Origin of the sequence: Methylobacterium aquaticum, from assembly GCF_016804325.1 — a bacterium.
Taxonomy (GTDB): Bacteria; Pseudomonadota; Alphaproteobacteria; order Rhizobiales; family Beijerinckiaceae; genus Methylobacterium; species Methylobacterium aquaticum_C.
Window position 1 is genome coordinate 6720468 of record NZ_CP043627.1, and the last position, 21050, is coordinate 6741517.

Sequence of the window (21050 nt, forward strand, 5' to 3'; positions counted from 1 at the left end):
AATGGCCCGGCTCTTGCGGCGGCGGACGAGCCTCCACGGAGCCCGCCGCCGATGCCCCGCCCGCTCTGCCCCTCCATCCTGCTCGCGGCGCTCCTCGCCGCCGCGCCGGTCCTCGCGCAAACCTCACCCGCCGATTCGGTCCTGCGCATCGGCATGACCGCCGCCGACGTGCCGACCACCACCGGCATGCCGAATAACGGCTTCGAGGGGATGCGCTTCCTCGGCTATCCGGTCTTCGAGGGGCTGGTGCTGTGGGACCTCTCGCGCACCGACCGGCCGGCCGGGTTGCGGCCGGGCCTTTCTGAGCGCTGGGAGCAGGCGCCGGACGACCCGAAGACCTGGGTCTTCCACCTGCGCCAGGGCGTGCGCTTCCACGACGGCACCGCCTTCGATGCCGACGCGGTGATCTGGAACCTCGACCGCTACTTCAAGCCGGACAGCCCGCACTACGAGCTGCCGGCCGCCGGCATCACCCGGGCGCGGGCGCCGCTGCTGGCGGGCTACCGCAAGATCGACGACCGGACGGTCGCCATCACCAGCGCGGCGCCGGCCTCGTACTTTCCGTACATGGTGGTCTACCTGCTGTTCACCTCGCCGGCGTCGTTCGAGCGGGCGGGACGGGACTGGGCCCGGGTCGCGATGCTGCCGGCCGCCGGCACGGGCCCGTTCCGCATCACGCAGGTGCGGCCGCGCGAGGCGGTCGAACTCGCCCGCAACCCGGATTACTGGGACGGCGACAACCGCGCCAAGGTCGATCGGGTGCGGCTGATGCCGATCCCGGAGGCCAATGCCCGCATCGCGGCGCTCCGCGCGGGCCAAGTCGACTGGATCGAGGCGCCGGCACCCGACGGTCTCGCCTCCTTACGCCAGGCGGGATTCACCATCACCACCGGCTCCTACCCGCATGTCTGGCCGTGGTTCTACAACAGCGGTGCCGCCAACAGCCCCGTGAGGGACGTGCGGGTGCGCCAGGCGCTGAACTACTGCATCGACCGGGACGGGCTGGTGACCTTCCTGAACGGCACCGCCGAGCCGGCCGTGGGCTGGCTCAAGGCCTCCGATCCGCATTTCGGCGCGCCGCGGAACCGCTACCGTCTCGACCCCGGGAAGGGCAGGGCGCTGCTCGCCGAGGCCGGCTTCACCGAGGGCAAGCCGCTCGCCCTCAAGGTGATGATCTCGACCTCCGGCTCGGGCCAGATGCAGCCTTTGCCGATGAACGAGTTCCTGCAGGAGAACCTCAAGCAGACCTGCAACGTCGACGTCACCTTCAACGTGGTCGAGTGGCAGGTGCTGCTCAATGCCGGACGGGCGGCGCCGGATTCTCCGGCCCTGCAGGGGGCGAACGCGCTCAACGTCTCCTCGCCCTCGTCCGACGTGGCCGTGATGGCGCGCTACTTCTCCTCCGCCAACGTCTCCCCGAAGGGCTTCAACTTCCCGCAATGGCAGGATGCCCGGTTCGACGCGGCGATGGGCGAACTCGCCGGCGCGACCGACCCCGCCACCGTCGCCGCGGCGACGCGGGCCGCACATGAGCGCCTGGTCGATGATCCGCCCTGGCTGTACATCGTGCATGATCTCAACCCCAGGGCGATGTCGCCGCGGGTGAAGGGCTTCGTCTCGCCCCAGTCGTGGTTCCTCGACATGACCCGGATCAGCGTGAAGTGAGGACCACCATCGTGACCGACCCGACCGAGCGTCCCGCCCACCTCCTCGCCCGTGCCATCGCGGCGCGCGAGATCTCGCCGGTCGAGGTCGTGGAGGCGCATCTCGCCCGCATCGCGCGGCTCGACCCGACGCTGCACGCCTTCGTCGAGGTCTATGGCGACGATGCGCGGCTCGCCGCCGAGGGCGCCGACCGGATGATCCGGGCCGGCCACGCGGTCGGGCCGCTGCACGGCGTGCCGGTGGCGCTCAAGGACCTGATCGATCTCGAGGGCCGGATCACCACCGGCGGCTCGGCGCATTTCCGCGAGCGCCGCGCCGCCGAGACCGCCACCATCGCCCGGCGGATGCTGGCGCAGGGCATGATCGTGCTCGGCAAGACCCACACGGTCGAGTTCGCCTATGGCGGCTGGGGCACCAACCAGCACATGGGCACGCCCTGGAACCCCTGGGACCGGGAGACGCCGCGCACGCCCGGCGGCTCGTCGAGCGGCTCGGGCGTCGCGGTGGCGGCCCGGATGGCGCCCTGGGCGATCGGCACCGATACCGGCGGCTCGGTCCGGCTGCCGGCCTCGTTCTGCGGGCTCACCGGCCTCAAGGTCACGGTCGGCCGGGTCAGCACCGCCGGCATCGTGCCCCTGAGCACCAGCCTCGACACGCCGGGACCGATGGCGCGCAGCGTCGAGGACGTGGCGTTGCTCTACACGATCCTGTCCGGCCCCGATCCCCGCGATCCGAACACCCGGGGCATCACGCCGGAGGATCCGATGCCGGCGCTGCATCGCGGCGTGCGCGGCCTGCGCCTCGCCCGGATGCCGGCCGTCGAACGGGCGGGCGTCTCGCCCGAGATGCTCGACGCCTACGACGCCTCCCTGGAGGTTCTGGCGGGGCTCGGCGCCGCAATCGTCGAGATCGACCTGCCGTTCCGCTTCGCCGACCTGCTGGCGACCTCGGCGATCGTGATGGCCGAGTGCTCCTTCTTCAACGGCGCCCTCGCGGAGGACCGCGCCCTGCCCCTCGACGAGGATGTCCGCCTGCGCATCCTCGCCGGGGCCGGGGTGAGCGCGCAGGATTACTTGCGCACCCGCCGGATGCAGCAGGAGATGAAGGCCGCCTTCGCCCGGGCGATGGAGGGGGTCGACGCGCTCCTGACGCCCACCACCGAGACCGCCGCCATCCCCCTCGACGCCGTCGACCAGGCGGTGCTGCCCTCGCGCTTCACCCGCTTCGGCAACCTGCTGGAGCTCTGCGCCCTGGCGCTGCCGAACGGTTTTTCGCCGACGGGCCTGCCGCTCTCGCTCCAGATCGTCTGTCGCGGCTACGACGAGGCGACGGCGTTGCGGGTCGGGCAGGCTTATCAGGCGGCGACGGAGTGGCACCTGCGGGCGCCGGGGTTGTAACAGTTCATTCGGTTGTCCCGACAGAATTGAAGCCCTCCGCGTCATTCCGGGGCCGCGCAGCGGAACCCGGAATCCAGAACCGCTGAGCGTTCAGGATGAAGCGGGCAGCATTCCGCTTCATTCTGTTCCACCTGCGTATCTGGATTCCGGGCTCCGCTACGCGGCCCCGGAATGACGCGGAGGGTTTGACTTGCGTCGGATCAATCGGATTGCCGGTTCGAATGCACGTCACAAGCCCGAAAAGTGCTCCACGCGCCTCCGGTCAACCCCGCTTCAGGGTCACCTGATCCGGCAGCTTCTGGCGCTTGGCGCGGGCCACCGCCTGGAGAGGGTCGGGCCGGGTGGTCACGGCGTCGAGGATGTCGCGGCCCAGCGCCTGGGCGAGGCAGGCATAGCCCTGGTCGCCCATGTGGAACCGGTCGGAGGACAGCATGCCGGCGAGCAGACCCGGATCCTGGCGGTTCCAGTCCTTCATCAGGGCGTAGCGCGAGAAGACCGGCACCTCGGCGCCCGACGCCACCGCGGCCACGAGGCCGACGAAGCGCTCGTAGCGGGCGTGGTCGGGGATCGCCGGGTAATATTGCTGGTCGAGGATGATGAGGTCGCTGCCGGCGGCGCGCACCAGCGCGATACCCTGCTCCAGCCGGCCGCGGAATGCCGCCTCGCTGCCGCCGGTGATCGCGTCGTTGGTGCCGACCTGCCAGATCACCAGGTCGGGCTTGACCGGCTGCGCCAGGGCCGCGGCGAGGCGCGCCAGCGTCTGGTCCGCGGTCTCGCCGCCGATGCCCGCATTGGTGACCGCGACCGGGGTGCCGCGCCAGGCCGCCCGCAGGGATTGTTCGAGGAGATGGGGGTAGGTCCGGTCCGGCGCCGAGGCGCCGATGCCCTCCGTGGAGGACGAGCCGATGGCGAGCACCCGCACCGCTTCGCGCCGCGCCACATGCGCCTCGGTCACCGCGAGGCTCATCCGCTCCACCGCCGGCGGCAGCGAGGCCGGGCAGGCCGCCGCGGGACGCGCCGCAGCGAGATGACCGGTGAGGAGGGCCGCCGACAGGCAGGCCATCCGGCCCAGGTGAGACCGGCGAAGCATGGCAGTTCCGGGCAAGGAGGGAGACGAACCGGATCGGTTCCGTATTTTCGGGTAACATGCGCGTGACCGCCGATCCAGCCGAAAACGAAGCTGAGCCAAGTCGAGCCCCAGGGCTCTGCTCAGCTGGTCAGCGAAAGCGGCGAGGTTCGTCGAAAACTGCGCCGATCCGACTCACCCGGGCTTAAGCTTGAGCGTTAGTTGCCGTGCGGTCGCGCAGAACCGACGCCGTCTCACGCCTCGTCCGGGATCTCGAGATCCAGCAACGCCGCGCTCAACCCCTTGCCGTGCGCATCGAGCGCCAGCGAGCGGGTGACGCCTCCCCCCAGGGCCTCCGTCATCACGAAGTTCAGGGCACCGAGGCGGGGCAGGGCGTAGCGGGTCACCTCGCCCCGAACGACGCCGGCGAAATGGGCCCGCACCACCTCGGCGGTCACGTGGCGCTCCAGGCGCGGGTAATCGGCCGGGTCGTGGGCGATCAGCGAGATGTTGGCGGTGTTGCCCTTGTCGCCGGTGCGGGAATGGGCGAGCGTGCGCAGCTTCATGGTCGTCTCCCTCACGCCTCGAACATCCGTACGCTCGGCCGGGCGAGGCTCGCGGGCACCAGCACCGAGACCACGCCGACCACCTCGCGGGCCGATTTCCAGGCGCCCCCGCCGCCGGCCGGGCCGTTGGTGTAGAGCGTCTCGACCTCGTTGCCGATCCGCGCCGCCTCACCCAGGCTGTCGCAGCGCCCGGCGACGCGGATGCGGACCTCGTAGGGTTCGGTGTCTCCGGCGAGCCGCGGACCGTGCAGGGAATCGACGCCGATCAGGTCGAAGCGCAATTCGCTCGCCCGGACCCCGGTGACTTCTAAGCGCTCGCGCACGATGTCGAGGGCGAGGCGGCTGCGGGCCGTCGCCCCCGGGCCGGCATAGGAGATCTGGCCCTCGCCGACATACGAATCGATCAGCCCGACCGAGACCTTGAGGAGTCCGGTGGCCGGCGCGCCGCGCCCGCCGGTCACCCGCACCCGGTCGGGGCCGACCGCCTCCATGGACACTTGAGAAAAGTCCGCCACCACGTCGGGCTGGAGGTAGCGGGCCGGGTCGTGAACCTCGTAGAGCAACTGCTCCTTGCAGGTGGCGAGCGTCACCTGTCCGCCCGAGCCCGGCACCTTGGTGATCTCGATGTCGCCGTCCTCGGTCACGATGCCGATGGGAAATCCGAGTCGGGCGAGGCCCGCCACGTCCTTCACCCCCGGATCGGCGAAGTAGCCGCCGGTAACCTGGCCGGCGCATTCGAGCAGGTGGCCGGCGAGCGTGCCGCGCCCGAGCCGGTCCCAGTCGTCCATGGCCCAGCCGAAGGCGTGGATGAGTGGAGCGAGGAAGAGCGCCGGATCGCCGACCCGGCCGGTGATGACGACGTCGGCGCCCCGAGCCAGCGCCTCGGCGATCGGCCCGGCGCCGAGATAGGCATTGGCCGAGATCACCCGGTTGCCGAGATCGCGCACCCGGCCGCCGGTCTCAAGGATCTCGTGATCGCCGGCCGCGACCGCCTCCAGCACGTCGTCGCCGGTCACCGCTGCGATCGTGAGGCCGGAGAGCCCGAGGTCGCGGGCGATGGCGCGGGTCTTCTCCGCGGCGGCGAGAGGATTGGCGGCGCCCATGTTGGTGACGATGCGGGTGCCGTGCTTGCGGCAGGGCTCCAGCACCGCCCGCATCCGGGCCTCCAGCAGCGGATCGTAGCCGGCGGCGGGATCGCGCAGGCGGGCCTGCTGGGCCAGCGCGATGGTGCGCTCGGCCAGGCACTCGAAGACGAGGTAGTCGAGGGCGCCGTGCTCGGCGAGCTCGATAGCGGGCTCGATCCGGTCGCCGGCATAGCCGGCCCCGGCGCCCAGGCGGATGGGTTTCATGGGTTTCTCCCTTGGTTGCCTTCGGCGCCGACGCCTTGCGGGTGCCGGGGACCCGGAGCCTGTTCGAGTGGCCTCTACAGATCTCATTCCCGCTTCGTCATTCCGGGGCCGCGGAGCGGAGCCCGGAATCCAGAACCGCGGATGGTTCTTCAGGACTATCGACGGCGTGCCGCTTCGTTCTGTCCCACCTGCGCGTCTGGATTCCGGGCTCCGCTTTCGCGGCCCCGGAATGACGAGGAGGGCGTCAAGACTGTTCGGGCAAGTCGGACCGCTGCCTAAAGAGGGAACACCCCGAAGGCGACGGCCGCGAAGGTCATCACCACGGAGGCCGCGAGCAGGAACGGGAAGGTGAATTTCTGGTGGTCGGCGAGGTCGATGCCGCACAGGCCGCAGACCAGGAAGGTCGCCGGCGTGAGCGGGCTCACCGGAAAGCCGGTGGTCATCTGGCCGAGCAGCGCGCCTTGCGCCACCTGCAACGGCGGCACGCCGAGCTGGTGGGCGACCTCGGCCACCACCGGCAGTACCCCGAAATAGAACGAGTCGGGGTCGAACAGCATGCTCAGCGGCATCGAGACGAGGCCGAGCGCGAAGGGGATGTGCGGGGCGAGGCCGGGAGGGACGAAGGCCACGGCGCCCTGCGCCATCGCCTTCAGCATGCCGGTGCCCTGCATGATGCCGGTGAAGACGCCCGCCGCCAGCAGGATCGACGCCATCAGCACCGCCGCCTTGGCGTGCGCATCGATGCGCTGGCGCTGCGCGTCGACGCTCGGGTAGTTGATGATGAGCGCGAGCGCCGTGCCGAGCATGAACATCAGCGCCGGCGGGATCTTCTCCGCCATCAGCACCATCGTGCCGAGCACCGCGACGGTCAGGACGAGGTTCGCCCAGAACCGGTCCGGCCGGCGCAAGGCCCGCTCCGCATCGCTGAGAGAGCGCCCGCCGGCCGTGACGGCCTCCGTCGTGCCGGCCCCGGCGCGCGTCAGGCGCCGTTCCTCGCGCAGGCCCAGCCAGTACGAGACGGCGAAGATGAAGACGAGGCCGACCGCCTGCACCGGCACCAGCGGCGAGAAGATCTCGGGGATCGGCAGCTTCAGCGCCGCGGAGGCCCGGATCATCGGCCCGGTCCAGGGCAGGAAGTTGACGCCGGCCGCCAGCGAGGCCGCGCAGGCGAGGATGCGCCGGTCGATTCCGACCCGGTCGTAGAGCGGCAGCATCGCCGGAATGGTGATGAGGAAGGTCACCGCCCCCGAGCCGTCGAGATGGATCAGCAGCGCCAGCAGGGTCGTGCCGGGCACGATCCGGCTCGGCCTCGTGCCGACGGTGGCGAGAATTCTGTCGATGATCGGGTCGAGCAGCCCGGCATCGCTGACGATGCCGAAGAACAGGATCGCGAACACGAACATGCCGACGACCGGCGCCAGGCTCTGGAGGCCGGCGAGCACGAACTTGCCGGTCCCGAGCCCGAACCCGCCGATGAGCGCGGCGGCGACCGGGATCACGATCAGCGCCACGAGGGGCGACAGGCGCTTCGTCAGAATACAGGCGAGCAGCAGCGCGATGGTGCACAGGCCGAGCAGGGCCAGCATCGCTTCCTCCCAGGGTTCCGGCGCTCGGATGTGGCGCCGTTCGATGGGTCTCATCACAATCGAGGGCCGTCGATCCGGCAATTGAAAAGATCGGATCGTCCCGATAACGGTTGGTTATGGATCTCAACCTTCGCCAGGTCCGCGCCTTCGTGTCGGTGGCGCACCTGCGCAGCTTCACCCGGGCCGCCGCCCTCCTGAACCTGTCGCAGCCGGCCCTCACGGTGCAGATCCGCCGGCTGGAGGAGGCGCTGGCGGTGCGGCTCCTCGACCGCAACAGCCGCAGCGTCGCGCCGACCCGGGTCGGGCGCGAATTGCTGCCGGTGTTCCAGCGGGTGCTGCGCGAGCTCGACAGCGTCGTCGTCGACACCCGCGACCTCGCCGCGCGCCGCCACGGCACGGTGCGGATCGCGGCCCTGCCCTCGGTGGCGGCGGGCTTATTGCCGGACGCGATCGCGGCCTTCCGGGCGGCGCATCCGCGGATGGGCTTCGTGGTCAAGGACGCCATCGCCGAGCGGGTGCTGGCCCTGGTGCGGCGCGAGGAGGTCGATCTCGGCGTCACCGGCGGCGAGGTGCGCGACCCCGACGTGACGGTGCTGGCCCGCGCGGCGGACGCCCTGCACGTGGTCCATCCCGCAGGTCACCCGATCGGCGACTGCGAGACCGTGACGCTGGAAGCCCTGGCCGAGTACCCGCTGGTGCTGATGGATGCCGAGACCAGCGTGCGCGCGGTGGTCGATGCCGCCTTCGTGGCCGCCGGCCGGCTGCCGCTGACCGCCTGCGAGGCGACCTACATGATGACGGCGGTCGGCATGGTGCGGGCCGGGCTCGGCCTCACCATCCTGCCGGGCTCCGCCCGGGAGATCCGCGCCGAGCCGTCCTTGCGCTCGCGCCCGATCGCCGAGGCGAGCTTTTCGCGGCCCGTCTGCCTGATCGCCAAGGCGGGCCGCACGCTGCCGGCGGCGGCCGAGGATTTTCTGGGGGAATTGGTGCCGGCCTTGGAGGCGGAGTTCTCGATGTCGGCGTGAAAATGGGTCGGCTCGCCTCTCGGTCCCACCCTCCACCTCATCCTGAGAGCCTGTTTGAGCAGGATTTCTACCCAATATTTGAGGCAGACGGGATCATCCTACCCACCAACCTCATCCTGAGGTGCGGGCGATCGAAGATCGCTGAGCCTCGAAGGAGGGCTCCAGCGATCGCCGAGGCTTCTGGAGCCCTCCTTCGAGGTCAGTCGATCTGCGATCGCGTGCGATCTCTGATCGCCAACACCTCAGGATGAGGTGGAATGGTAGGATATCTGCTAAATTTTTCTCGGTTTTTGTCAAATCACTCTGCTCAAACAGGCTCTGAGGTGCAGGCCGTTTAAGATTGTTTTTATTGTGAATAATCTTTATTTTATCAGATGTCGACGCGCCATCTTCTCTCGATCGGCGCTCTGGTATCGGGAGCACTTTCGGTCCCGGAGCGCACCATCAAGCTTGGCTGCGCGATAGTGAATTTTTGCAGATCGTCCAAGTATTTGACGCCTTAAAAGGCATGGCTCTGAGGTGGTAGTCGATCAGAGATCGGCTGACCTCGAAGGAAGGCTCCGGAAATCTTTGCGATCCCTGGAGCCCTCCTTCGAGGCTCACTTCGTTCGCACCTCAGGATGAGGTCGCGCGTGGGATTGAAAAATTTCTCGCGCCACGTGTATCACGATGCTGTTCTCACGATCGGACTTCTACCGATACAGCCCGCTCACGCCGCCCGCCCGTGCAGCGACGCCCGGAACAACTCCCGAAACTCCTCCGCCCCGACCGGCCGGCCGTTGGTCGCCGTCGAATGGTCCTCGACCGCGCGCGTGATCAGCGCCTCGCAATCGGCCTCCGTCAGCCCCATGGCGGCGAGGTCCGTCGGCAGGCCGAGGTCGCGGTTCAGGGACTCGATCGCGGCGGCGAGGTCGGCGCCCTCGGCCAGGCCCATCGCCTGACGCAGGGCGGCGTATTTCGCGTCGCAGGCGGGCGCGTTGAAGCGCAGCAGGTGGGGCAGGATCACCGCGTTGAGGGTGCCGTGATGCAGGCGCTTGGCCTTCAGGCCGCCGAGCGCGTGCGACATCGAGTGGACGGCGCCCAGGCCCTTCTGGAAGGTCATGCCGCCCTCGAGCGCGGCCATCATCATGTCCTCGCGCGCCTCGATGTCGGCGCCGTCGCGGACCGCACGGAGGAGCGAGCGGGTGGCGCGGGCGAGACCGTCGAGGGCGATCGCCTCGGCCGGCGGGTTGTGGCGGGGGCTGAGGTAAGTCTCGATGCAGTGGGTCAGCGCGTCCATGCCGGTGGCGGCGGTGAGGCCCGGCGGCAGGCCCAGCGTCAGCTCGGGGTCGCAGATCGCCACGTTCGGGATCAGGTGGGGCGAGATGAAGCCGAGCTTGCGCCCGTCCGCCAGGGTGATCAGCGCCGCCCGGCCGACCTCGCTGCCGGTGCCGGCGGTGGTCGGCACGGCGATCACCGGGGGCTGGTCGGCGCGGATGCGCGGGATGCCGCCGAGGATGGCGGCGTAAGTCGCCAGCGGCTCGTCGTGGGTGGCGAGCAGCGCCACCCCTTTGGCGAGATCCAGCGGCGAGCCGCCGCCGACCGCGATCACCGAATCGCAGCCTTCCGCCTTGAAGCGGTCGCGGGCCTCCAGCGTCGCCTCCTCGGTCGGGTTCTCGGGCGTGCCGTCGAAAACCGGGGTGGTGGCCGGCAGACCGGCGGCGTCGAGGACGCGGGCGATCAGGCCGGCCGCCACGACGCCGCGATCGGTGACGACGAGCGGCCGGCGCGCGCCGAGAAGCGCCAGTTCCTCGCCGATCAGCCGGACGGCGCCGCGCTCGAACTGGATCCGGGTGAGATAGGTGATGAGGCTCATGGGGGCTGCCTGCTGTGACCGGAGCCCGAAGATCGACGCGCGGAGGCGGGCCGGTGCCGCGGCGCCCGTCCCGTTTCCTCCCGCACGCCTCTTTCCGGGCGTGGCGACGAGCCTAACACAGGCGATCCGCGCGGCGCACCGTCAGGGGGCCATGAGGGATTTGCATCAGGTGCGCGGCAGCCCCGCTTGCGCCAGCAGCGCCTCTGTGCCGAGGCCCGTCGCATCGAGGAGCGGCACGCCGTCGAGCAGGGCCGGCAGCCGCCAGCCGGGGAGGTTGGTGCTCCAGATCAGCACCGCATCCGATCCTTGGGCCGTCATTCGCGCCGCCTCTTCGAGGCGCGCCGGGCTCACCGCGGCCGCCAAGCGGTTCTCGGTGATGCCGAGGGTGCAGGTGGCGCCGATCGCGATGCCGGCTTGCGCGAAACGAGTGCCGACCGATTCGGCTTCCTCCGGCCCGCCCTGCACCACGAGGCCGACGCGGCGATAGCCGCTTTCGCGAATCCGCGCGCGGGCGGCCAGCGCCGTCGTCACCATCGGCAGGCCGGTGCGGCGGGTCACGGTCGCGCACAGGTCCTCGTCGGGCGTGAAGCCCAGGGCGGCGCCGCGGGTGGCGTTCCAGCACAGGGCCGCCACGCCGGCATCCGCCAGGAGATCGGCGGCGGTGAGGAAGACCGATTCGTCGTAGGCCTCGCCCTTCAGCATCGCCCCGTAGGGCACCCGGGCGTAGCAGGCGGCGGCGGGCAGGCCGGCGAGCCGCGCTTCCGTCGCCCGCTCCACCACCCGGTTCGAGGAAGGCAGGATCACCCCGAGGGCCAAGGTCGCTTCTTCGGTGGGACCATCTCCCGTCGTGTCGGTCATCGGCGCGGTCCTTCGGTCAGGCGCACCACCAGCAGGGACTGGGTGCGGGCGACATGGGCCTGCATCAGGGTGCGGGCGCGCTCCGGCTCGCGGGCCCGCAGGGCGTCCAGGATCGCCCGGTGCTCGGAGAGCGACTCCGTCACCCGCCCGTCCGCCGCGAGGGCGAAGTTGCGGGCCCGCTCCAGCCGGGCGAAGGCCCGGCCATGGGCCTCGGCGATGGCCGGGCTGCGGGCGGCGGTCACGATCAGCCGGTGGGCCTGGCGGTTGAGGCGGGTATAGGCGTCGCGGTCGTCCCGCGCCGCCTCCAGGGCGGCCTGGAGCCGGTCGAGCCGGTCGATCTCGGCGGCGGTCATCCGTTCGGCGGCGAGCCCGGCACAGAAGCTCTCCAGCGCCATTTCCAGCTCGAACAGCGGCACGAGGTCGGCGGGATCGAGCCGCGCCACCAGGGCCGCCCGGTTGCGCCGGAGCGTGACCAGCCCCTCGCCGGCAAGCAGCTTCAGGGCCTCGCGCACCGGCGTCCGGGAGACGCCGAGGCGGGCCACCAGGTCGGGCTCGTTCAAAACATCGCCGGGGGGAAGCAGGTTGAGCAGGATCAGCCGGCGCAGGGCCGCGGCGGCCTGCTCGGTGAGGGAGGGGCGGGGCGGGGCATCGGGAAAGGCGGGGAGGGAGCCTGCCGAAGAGGCTTCGGTGGGGGCTTCGATCATCGACACGCTCTGGAACGCCACCACATCGCAGGTTTCGCGCCGCCTCTCTCAGGGAGGCCGCCCGGGGCGGGGCGGCCGAGCCAGCGAAACGATCTTCGCCGATCGGCGTCGTGCTTTCCAGGGCTTCAGAACCAGAGCTGCGATGCGAGACGCGGGTTCGGGCGCCCGGGACCTGTCCGAGGTTGATTCGTAAGCGAAGGGGCGCGCAACGACCGCTGCGCGCCCCCTCTACCTTCCACACGACGATGTGGATCGGCCTATAATCCGGGTCCGTGGGGCAACGCCAGGCGTCACCCCATTTCGATCCTGCTGTCAGGCGACGCATAGTTTTTCACGACGGCGGATGTAAGTAACTGTATTTATTCAGTTTGTATCAGAAAACCGAACGATATGTACGGCATCTCCGAACCATTGTATTGTCTGATCCGAAGCAAAATATATCCTCCATGATTAAATATCAACAAATACGCGAAATAAAAAACCCCGGACTATGCCGGGGTATAGAAACTTACAATAGAATATATATCAAATTTTCTCGACAATTTCGCGCAGATAGAACGCCGCTCCTACGCGATCTCTCTCGATAGCGGGTGGGACGCTTGCGAGAATGTATTTCAACGTTAACGGACTCACTCTTCTAGATTTCGCCAACTCGGAAAATGAGACATATTTCGCACAAAAAGCATCTAGATCGGCGACGCTGACGAGGTCGACGGGACAGCGATTGATCGGATTAATAACTGTCTTCCGAGGCAGAAACCCCTCGCGAATCAGGCCCGTCACGACCCTCGTACTCGTCCGCAGGATTTTCTCAACAGCGCGCGCGGTCAGACCCTCGTACGCGGGACCGTGTACATGTCGTTTGACCTCCGGCAGATCGACGAGGACCGAGAGATACCCCTCGACACCCGCCTGCCGGCCAACCCAAGCGAGTCTCCGATCGAAGATCAATCGTGTGACTTCGGCGATGGTGCAGCAAGCGCGTTTCGCTGCGGCTGGGATGGGGTAGGCTTGGTCGCGTGTGCCCGTGACCGATTCGGCTCCGTCGAAGAGGTGCGCAAGGAAGGTGTCCAGATCGGCGGTGGCGTAGATTGCCCTGAGCGAACCGCGTTCGCCTGCACGGCCAGTGCGCGGGGTAATGAAGCCTTCAGCAGCCAAGATACGTGCCGGAACACGGCCGGCGTTGAGGTATACCGCGGCGTCCTTGAGCGGCATACATGTTTGTTCATCCACCAGAACGCTGCGTGCCCGCTCTGCATCGAACGTCACGAGGTGATCGGAAAAGAGCTGGTGATCTTTACCGATCAGGGCAGCCGCCGCGAGAACCTTTCGAAGACGCTTAGGATGACGGCCGTATTCCCGCGATGCGGTGTAGATCGAGTGGAGCACCCGCTTCTCGACAAATTGCCCGAGGACATCGTCACCAAGTCCAACAGGTATAGTCTGGACGATGAACTGGCGAAAAATATCGCGGACGGCATCGAAGGCTGCCCCGTCTTGGTCGTGGGCCAGCCACTCGTACAAGAATCCGAAGACGGCATGAGGCCCCGCGGCCCCACGTCGACCGAAGGGGTGGGCTCGCCATATCTTATCAAGGAGAGCACGGATGCCCCGCTCCCCTCCGCGTGCGAGGCAGTAGCCGGCGTCACCAGCGTCGTGCCACTCCTCTTCCGTCAGCGACCTAAGCTTCGTCGCAGGTCCCCGTGTCGCGAGCACTCCCAACATTTCACAGGTCGTGATCGCGGCGTGAAGCTCCAACCCGTCGAGTAACGTACCTCCTCGCGCGATGGCTTTAAGACGGTCGCGAACATAGCCTTCGAGGGCGGACGGCGTCCTTGGAGCGGCCTCCTCGGCGAGACGTGCGATCTCGGTCTCGCGTCCGCGCATGTGGAGCGCAAAGTCGTGCAGCGCGTGAGGCCCGTCGATTTCTTTGTTGCCGACGTCGGTGAGCGCGCACGCGTGCACAGGGCACGCCCTGAAGACACGCAGCAACCATTCCGTGCGGCCATACGGCGCAGGCTCGTTACCACCTACGCCCGCTTCGATGTCGGCGCGAAGGCACGCGGGGCAAGCGTGGATCCGAGCGCGCCGGACCGAAAATCTGGTCAGGCTCTCGCCACGCAGGCGGAAGTCTATACCCTCTCTCCGTAGTGAGGCTTGCTCGAGAACCTCAAGCGGAAGGGCCGTCAGGCGCGCGAGCTTCGCGAGCGCTACAGGTTCACCGTCGATGCAGGCCTGGAAGGTCATGCCCATGTCGAGGCAGAAGTCGCGTGCGGACCCAACGCCGTTGCGCTGGGCCAGCCGTGCCGTGAAGCTCGGTACTGACTCGCCAGGGGCAAGTCGGCAGCTCAACGCGAGGAGACCGGTCATCGAACGTCCCCTTTCGAGGCCTTGCGCGAGCGCCGCCGGCGAGGGCGCTGCGAATTGTCCGTTGGCGCAGGTCCTGGAGCCATCGTGCTCGTCCAGTCGCGGCTGATGAACGGGTTCTCGTCGCTGGCATACACGAGGCGTGCGACGCTTATCACCGTTCCGAGTCGGCACGATTGCTCGTGCCGGGTTGTCACGGCATCCGTTCAGGCGGGTGGTTGACGCAGCTGGTTCAGGCGAGGCGTCGGCGGTTCACTATTCGTCGCGAGGTTCACCCGAGGGCTATCGGATGAACCTAGCGACGATACGGCCCGGATCGCAGCCAGATTTTGGGCGACACGTCATCCTTTTCCTTTCGATTGGTGAGACCAGTCGGCATTGCGCCGAGCGGTTGGAGAAAGTCTTCGACTACGTACTGACTCACTTGCAGCTAAGTCATGCCGTCTTCGCAATGCGCATGGAGATAGCTTAACTCATCCAACCCGGGCGCATGGTGACGCTCACTCGTGGATGAGGCTAAAACGCGGTCCAGCCTGGGCGTATGGTGGCGCTCGCTTGTGGACGGCGTTTCGATCCAACCTGGGCGTATGATGACGCTCGCTTGTGGTCGCAGCACATTTTGTAAGTGTGCGGCATCTCCGAGTCGAGTCGAGTCGCTGGCACTGAACCATGAGTCTATCCTCATGGTTAATCGTGCATAATTGATTTATTGGACTCGAGAATGGCCTCCTTTGTTCCGATGTAACATTGAATGGCATTCAAGTTTATGACACATGCCTCAGCAGTCCCGACATTGACTCATGCTGACAAATGCCCCTGATGCATATATCGCAGTCAGTGGGATATTTTAACTGCTACACTGGTGCTCAGACTCTCGCTGAAAATCGATCATACGGCGAGATCGGCACAATCGGTACGTCAGCTTCGTAGCGATAGATTTCGAGCCGCAGCCAAGCAAGTTCGCTTGCAGCATCGGCTTCCGGTACATCTTTGTACCAGCATTTCAGCTGGCTTTTATTTCCGTCGTCCCAACGATAGCGCCGTGCTTTAAGGATATTTTTGCTCTCGTACGGCGTGCGAATGGCTTTGATCCGGTATATTGGATCAAATGCGTTCTCTAGCAAATACTCAAAGCCAGTGCGCCCTGATTGGGGTAAGGGTCGCGATAATATTTCTAGTGTTGCTTGGCAGTCGTCAACCGCGCGGTGAGCGCTGTAGATCATTCCGAAATCGCAAGCTATGTAGCTGAGCTTGCTACCCATACCTTCGACGGCCCATGGAATCTGGGTCAATGAACAGCCCCAAGGTTTCTGCGCTAAACTAGGGCAAAGGTCTTCCGCAAATCTTCTGTCGAACCCTGCATTGTGCGCGATGACGAAATCGGCCTCGTCGACCATCGCTGTAACCCTGGATCGATCGATGATATGCCCCTCCACCATCGGCAAGTCTATGCCAGTTAGTCTTGTGATTTCTGGCAAGATCGGGCCGAAGGGCTGCTGGAATGAGCCATACGGTACGCCGGCTTCAATCAGGCGGCCATCAACAGTATATGTAAAGGGGAGTAGTCCGACTTCGATGATTTCGTGGTAGTCAGGATCGAGGCCCGTGGTCTCGAGGTCGATGATGAGGCCGTTTCGGATCTCCTCGCCGGGAGCGGCGATACCGAAGATGTGACGAGGCTTGTGGCGTCGGAGGATACGATAATCACCATGCCGCTCGAGTGCGGACGCTACGATTTCGGGATCGATGTCAAGCATCTGTCTCGCTCTCCCTTGGGGAAGGACAATCGTAAGATAGATACCGTTGGGGAAAACGATACACAGAGTATCGTTTACGATCGATCACTTTTTCGTGATCAGGCGGTGCAGTGTGGATAGGCGGCTGCTCAAGGCCGCACGCGCGGCGCTGGGCTGGTCGCAGTCCGAGCTGGCTGAGCGCGCGGGCGTGCAGCGACTAGTCGTGGTTCGGTACGAAAATGGCTCGCAAGTGCCTCACGCCCGGACAATGAATAATATTATTGAGGCATTGCGTGTCGGCGGCGTTGAAGAAATTTATCGTGAAGATGGCGCTTCAGGTATTGTATTGACTAAATATATAAATGTGGGATAACGTCACGCTTACGCATTGATATATTAGATGTATGCAAGTATATCTATTGAGCGGACGCATTCTTGTTCCGGCGGAATGGCGATCCAGGCGGTGCAGCGGGCGTAGAGGATTGCCTGTAGTCCGGAAATAGGCGTGCGCAGATGAAGCACTCGCGCACATTCGGCCAGATCCGCTTGACCGGATAGAGTTCGAGGCTGTAGGCGGACGGCCGCACCAGCGTCACGGCGTCGGGCACCCACGGATCCTTGGCGATGTGCCAGCCTGCCCCGTCCAGCACCACCACGGCGTGCGTATCCGGCTCGAGCGTGGCCGCAAACTGCGCCAGCAACAGGCTCATCACCTCGGTCGAGACGCGCGGCAACACCAGACCGAACGCCGAGCCGGTCCGCGGCTCGACGGCGGCGAAGATGTAAGCGGACTGGAAGCGGCCGTCGCAGCGTCCCGCCGGACGCTGGCCCCGCATCCACCAGCGATGGCCGCTGCGCCCCTTCTGCCCGACCCGGGCCTCGTCCATGAAGAAGAGGCGGATCCGCTGGCCGGGGTGGACTTCGGCGGCGCTCGTCAAGGCCGCGCGGAGCCCCTTTTTGCGAAGGCCTGCGCAGCCTTGGCGTCGCGCTGCGGGTGAACCGGGCGGGTCTTCTGCTTCGACAAGCCCAGCCGGTGTACCAGGCGCGACATCGACTGGGGCAGCATGGTCTTGCCGAAGCGGACCTCGATGAAGCGGCAGAGGTCCGTCGGGGTCTAGCTGGCGGGCTCGCCCCGGTCGGCATCGGGCCCCCGCAGGATACGGTGGACCAGCACCGCCTGCTTGCCCTCGCTCAGGCGCTCTGGCCGGCGGCCGGGCGGTCGATCAAGCCGGCGAGGCCCTCGGCGTTAAAGCGCTTGACGGCATCGCACAGCGCCTATCGCTCGATGCCAGCGGCCCGCGCCGCTTCCGCCCGGCTCATGCTATCGAGGGCGTTGGCAACAGCCAATAGGCGCAGAGCTGTCCGCCGACGCGGCTCCCGCTTGGCTTGCTGCCAGAGCTTTGGGGCTATGGCCACGTCGCACCGGATCTCGACGGCACGCGTCACAGGCTCCTCACCGGTTCAGGGAAGCAGTGAATCACCTCCACGAACCGGTGAAAACTCCGACGAGTCTAAACACAAGCGCGGCGGAATCACATATAGAACTTGTATTCGGCCCGAACCGGCATCTCCGGCCCGACGTGTTTCAGTACGTCGCTGACCATCCGCGAAAACGCGAGTGTGATCGGCACCCCGTCGGAGAATGACGCGTTGTTCACGTTCATTTTCGTCAGGGCGAGAACCTCCGTCGCTAGTTCGCGAAAGCCGCTGTCGCCGTGCTTCTCCAGGATCGTCCACGGCTCTGGGACATGCACCCCGAGGTAGGTATCAAAATACGGGGTAAACCCGTGCGTGTAGATCAGCGGATAGGTCCCCTCGATCATCGCGAAGGTCCCTCGGACCGGCGGGTACTGGCCTTTGCGGCTCAAGCGGATCTTCGTCTGATCCAGGGCGACGAGGTCGATGCTGGCGTCGCGGTTCACCGCCTCGATGCCAGCGTAGAAGCCCTCAAGCTCGTTGTACGCCCCGTGCTCGGAGCCCCAGAACCGCGAACTCTTGTGAACCACCACGCGCTTAGGCGGCAGACGGCTGATCCGCGTTCAGCGTCTTTTGGATCAGGGCGTTGGCATCCTTTTCCATGAGATGGGGCGTGCGTCCCATCTCGTCGACGTCCCACTCGAACGGCTCACCGCGCAGGACCACGCCCTGTCCGAGGTAGTCGAACGCTTGCGCCACGCCAGAACGCATGACCGGGCGGCCTTGGGTGTTCTCGGTCTGGTAGAAGGTGATGCCGATGTAGCAGGTGTCGGCTCCGAGTCCGTGACCGCGCCACGGGACGCCGCCCGCCTTGAAGTACAGGCCTGTCGCGAAGTTCCACGCACGTGTCGCCTTGTCCTGCAGGCCGGCGTTTTTCCCGATCAGCGTGTCCTCCCGAATCAGCTGAATGGGCACGCCCCATTTCATGCTGCGCGCCTTGAGCGCCCGGCGCAGGTTGAGGAACGTGCCGTCACGCAGGGTCGCGGTAGTCGATCCCTCCAGAAGAACCTGAGGCATCGCGACGAGGATCACGTCCGGGGCTGGAGCCGCCGTTGCGATGCGCTCAATGTGGTCGGTCATGAGATCGGTCGCGCGTTCAACGCGCTGCACCTCGCTCTGCAGGTCAGAAATCAGCCGAGCCTCGCGGTCCGTGAAGGTCGAGTGCCATCGCTCCGAAGACACGAGCGCCGTGGCGAAACTCGTGTCCGCATTCATCCCGACGAAGTCCGGCGTGAGCCCCTTCACCAGCGCCTCGACATAATCCTCCTCGTTGAAGGGCTCGTCTGACGTCGCGATGGCGGGAGGCCGCTGCTCGGTTTTGTCGGTTTCGATCGAGCCGCGGCACTCATCGATCCATCGTTCGCACAACTCGACGGTCGCGCGGGTGCCGACGATGCCGATCTTGATCTGCTGCGGGTGAAGCGCCGGATCCGTGCGCCCGTAGGGGCCGTGCTCGGCCAAGCCCGTCTTCTTGTCGACGTGCAAGAAATGCCCGGCGAACTCAAGATGCGGCTCGGCGATGTACTCAACCGTGATGTCCATGGATAGCACTCGTTACGCCTTCGCAGTCGACATGATGCGTACACTAAAATCGGCATCCGCCGTGAGCGGGACGCCGCTAACTGTGACGATCACCTGATCGTCGATGCATAGATCAAACGACGATTTGCTGCCCGACATCTGGCTCGCCCAGAACAACACGTTGCTGTAATAGGCGTTGTTGAACTCCTGGGCACGCGCCCGGATCGCGAAGGAGGCCGCAGCCTTGCCTTCCCACTGTGTCGTGCCGTTCGTCGAGTAGTGAAGGCCGGGATAGATGCCGACCGCCCACTGATTGCCGAAACGCTCAAACCGCGCGTTCAAAGCCAGGTGCTTGTAGAACCTGTGCTTCCCATAGGTATAGAACTTCGCGACGAGCCGCGTCGGGGCCCGCTGGCTGAAAACGTTGAACCACTTCCGGTGAAGCGGCGTCTCCTCATCGACACCCCGGCTGATGAAGTACCGCCTCGGTGAACGCTGAAAGGTACAGCCGATCCGGTGGAGATGCTTGTGCAGAAGCCGGTTAAGCAGCGTGCGAAGGTGATCTTCGTTCTCCGCGCTCTGACCGAGCCAGTCTGCCAGGTCTAAATCCTCGAGCGCGCCGGAATCGACGACGTTCGCAAGGGCCGTCGTCGGCGAGGTCGGATCTGACAGCGTGATCAGCATGCCAGCTTGGTAGACGTAGGGCGGCACGAACCCCGCACCTGTCAGTCGGTCGTGGAAATTGCGCTGCTTCTCCGGCAAGACCGGCGATATCCAGATCCGCTCCGGCAATCGTAGAACCGGGAGCAGATTGGTATAGAGCGTCTCGCCCTGATCGAAGGCGATCCGCTCGGGAGCCTGCTCGCAGATCTCGCAGAGCGCCGCGTAGGCGCTCTCGTCGAACCGATCCGTCGCCTTGTCGAACAGGATCCGTAGCGGCGGCTTGAACGCGTCGGGATGATCCTTGAGGTAGGCCTTGATGTCCTTCCAGTAGAGGAAATCGTCCTCAGGGTGGAAGACAACGAAGATCATTGGAACGTTAAGATCGCGCCAGTATCGAAGATCTTTTTCCGATACCGGAGCGGCAAAAGTTTCGGCATCGTCGCGAGCGATATAGCTGGCCCCCGACTTCGATTGCACCTTGACGATTTTGCCAGTACCGATGAGCCCGTCGCCATCTACTCGGGGGCGGCACAGCTCGATCTCGCCATCGATGCCGATGTCGTCCTTCTCCTGCTCGCGCCAGATGCAGCGCATGCCGTGGACGATCGCGGAGATGCGGTCTAAGCCGCGCCATTCCGAGATCTTCGATTTCGGTACGATCTTGTGCGGAGCGTTCACGCGGCGTCCTCTCCTGGGACGTTCGATCTCTGTTCTCAAGCTAATGCGTGGCAACGCGCCCGACCAGGGTGCCCGCTGCGAAATGCGAATCTTTTTCGCAACCAAACCTTAGCATGCGCGGATGGCGCACATCATAAGGGCCTGGGGAGAACGGGTACGACACCCCAGCCCGGATCTTCTTCGTTCACAACGTCGGCGCGAGCGCCTTGCGGTGCTCGTCGATCGCGAGCGCGTGGTACGCGTTCTCGTTTAAGGCGGAGGTTATCCACCGACGCGGACCCTGGCGCTCCTTCGAGGCCGTCGAGTACGCCACACTGGAGTGGGTCGACTGGTACAAACAACCATCGTCGCTTGCTCGCACCGATCGGCAACTTCCCTCCCGCCGAGGCCGAAGCGCGCTATCATGCTCACGTCGGCGACCAAGCCTTGGCCGCCTGACTCAAGACAATCTGCCTCCAAAAAAACCGGAGCGGTTCACCGACCGATCACGGTGCAGGGCGGTGAGCCGTTGGCTTTGATGTGTCACGCCCGTAGGGCA

The 21050-nt window shown here is 66.1% G+C and carries 17 protein-coding genes and 2 pseudogenes; 5 read left to right on the forward strand and 14 right to left on the reverse strand.

Annotated features, from left to right (window positions below):
• Positions 1-51 precede the first annotated feature (51 nt).
• Both F1D61_RS31105 and F1D61_RS31110 read left to right on the forward strand, forming a co-directional pair.
• Complete coding sequence (locus F1D61_RS31105; protein WP_203155766.1) at positions 52-1665, forward strand: ABC transporter substrate-binding protein; 1614 nt, start codon at positions 52-54, stop codon at positions 1663-1665.
• An 11-nt stretch (positions 1666-1676) separates the two neighbouring features.
• Positions 1677-3062 carry an amidase gene (locus tag F1D61_RS31110; protein WP_246775628.1) on the forward strand — a complete coding sequence of 462 codons (1386 nt, stop codon included), beginning with the start codon at positions 1677-1679 and terminating at the stop codon, positions 3060-3062.
• A 262-nt stretch (positions 3063-3324) separates the two neighbouring features.
• Here the strand turns inward: F1D61_RS31110 and F1D61_RS31115 are convergent, their stop codons facing one another.
• The 4 genes from F1D61_RS31115 to F1D61_RS31130 all read right to left on the reverse strand — a co-directional run bounded on the left by F1D61_RS31115 (position 3325) and on the right by F1D61_RS31130 (position 7629).
• Positions 3325-4152, reverse strand: coding sequence for an SGNH/GDSL hydrolase family protein (locus tag F1D61_RS31115; RefSeq protein ID WP_203155767.1), 828 nt, complete (start codon positions 4150-4152; stop codon positions 3325-3327).
• Positions 4153-4382: 230 nt separating this feature from the next.
• Positions 4383-4694, reverse strand: coding sequence for an AtuA-related protein (locus tag F1D61_RS31120; protein ID WP_203155768.1), 312 nt, complete (start codon positions 4692-4694; stop codon positions 4383-4385).
• 11 nt (positions 4695-4705) lie between these two features.
• Entirely contained in the window at positions 4706-6043 is a 1338-nt protein-coding gene (locus F1D61_RS31125; protein WP_203155769.1) for an acyclic terpene utilization AtuA family protein, read from the reverse strand.
• Between the two features lie 275 nt (positions 6044-6318).
• Positions 6319-7629 (reverse strand): CitMHS family transporter, encoded by a 1311-nt coding sequence (locus F1D61_RS31130; protein WP_203155770.1) that lies wholly within the window; start codon positions 7627-7629, stop codon positions 6319-6321.
• 116 nt (positions 7630-7745) lie between these two features.
• Between F1D61_RS31130 and F1D61_RS31135 the strand changes: the two genes are divergently transcribed.
• The gene (locus tag F1D61_RS31135; protein WP_203155771.1) at positions 7746-8654 is read left to right on the forward strand and encodes a LysR family transcriptional regulator; all 909 of its coding nucleotides are present in this window, start codon (positions 7746-7748) and stop codon (positions 8652-8654) included.
• Positions 8655-9363: 709 nt separating this feature from the next.
• Here F1D61_RS31135 and F1D61_RS31140 read toward each other — a convergent pair.
• The 5 genes from F1D61_RS31140 to F1D61_RS31160 form a co-directional block, all read right to left on the reverse strand.
• Positions 9364-10509 (reverse strand): iron-containing alcohol dehydrogenase, encoded by a 1146-nt coding sequence (locus F1D61_RS31140; protein ID WP_203155772.1) that lies wholly within the window; start codon positions 10507-10509, stop codon positions 9364-9366.
• A gap of 165 nt (positions 10510-10674) precedes the next feature.
• A complete protein-coding gene (locus tag F1D61_RS31145; protein ID WP_203155773.1) occupies positions 10675-11367 on the reverse strand; it encodes an Asp/Glu/hydantoin racemase in 693 nt (230 codons plus the stop codon).
• On the reverse strand, positions 11364-12071 hold the full coding sequence (locus tag F1D61_RS31150; protein ID WP_203155774.1) for a GntR family transcriptional regulator: 708 nt from the start codon (positions 12069-12071) through the stop codon (positions 11364-11366). Before F1D61_RS31150 ends, F1D61_RS31145 begins: the two co-directional genes overlap by 4 nt.
• 525 nt (positions 12072-12596) lie before the next feature.
• On the reverse strand, positions 12597-14441 hold the full coding sequence (locus tag F1D61_RS31155) for a TniQ family protein (protein ID WP_203155775.1): 1845 nt from the start codon (positions 14439-14441) through the stop codon (positions 12597-12599).
• Positions 14442-15304: 863 nt separating this feature from the next.
• Positions 15305-16195: a 3'-5' exonuclease gene (locus tag F1D61_RS31160; RefSeq protein ID WP_203155776.1), complete on the reverse strand. Its 891-nt coding sequence runs from the start codon at positions 16193-16195 to the stop codon at positions 15305-15307.
• A 112-nt stretch (positions 16196-16307) separates the two neighbouring features.
• Between F1D61_RS31160 and F1D61_RS35500 the strand changes: the two genes are divergently transcribed.
• A complete protein-coding gene (locus tag F1D61_RS35500) occupies positions 16308-16547 on the forward strand; it encodes a helix-turn-helix domain-containing protein (RefSeq protein WP_203155777.1) in 240 nt (79 codons plus the stop codon).
• Between the two features lie 43 nt (positions 16548-16590).
• Here F1D61_RS35500 and F1D61_RS31170 read toward each other — a convergent pair whose 3' ends face one another.
• From F1D61_RS31170 to F1D61_RS31190, 5 genes and pseudogenes are all read right to left on the reverse strand, one after another.
• Complete coding sequence (locus F1D61_RS31170; RefSeq protein WP_203155778.1) at positions 16591-17112, reverse strand: transposase; 522 nt, start codon at positions 17110-17112, stop codon at positions 16591-16593.
• A pseudogene (locus tag F1D61_RS35505) lies at positions 17109-17273 on the reverse strand (helix-turn-helix domain-containing protein); the annotation flags it as partial. The pseudogene F1D61_RS35505 and the gene F1D61_RS31170, both read right to left, overlap by 4 nt.
• Before the next feature lie 433 nt (positions 17274-17706).
• Positions 17707-18180: a hypothetical protein gene (locus tag F1D61_RS31180; protein WP_203155780.1), complete on the reverse strand. Its 474-nt coding sequence runs from the start codon at positions 18178-18180 to the stop codon at positions 17707-17709.
• Positions 18181-18187: 7 nt separating this feature from the next.
• Positions 18188-19192 carry a hypothetical protein gene (locus tag F1D61_RS31185; RefSeq protein ID WP_203155781.1) on the reverse strand — a complete coding sequence of 335 codons (1005 nt, stop codon included), beginning with the start codon at positions 19190-19192 and terminating at the stop codon, positions 18188-18190.
• A 12-nt stretch (positions 19193-19204) separates the two neighbouring features.
• Positions 19205-20512 carry a DUF4365 domain-containing protein gene (locus F1D61_RS31190; protein ID WP_203155782.1) on the reverse strand — a complete coding sequence of 436 codons (1308 nt, stop codon included), beginning with the start codon at positions 20510-20512 and terminating at the stop codon, positions 19205-19207.
• A 248-nt stretch (positions 20513-20760) separates the two neighbouring features.
• On the opposite strand from F1D61_RS31190, the pseudogene F1D61_RS31195 reads away from it, so the two are divergent.
• Positions 20761-20950: pseudogene (locus tag F1D61_RS31195) on the forward strand (IS3 family transposase); the annotation flags it as partial.
• Positions 20951-21050: the final 100 nt, after the last annotated feature.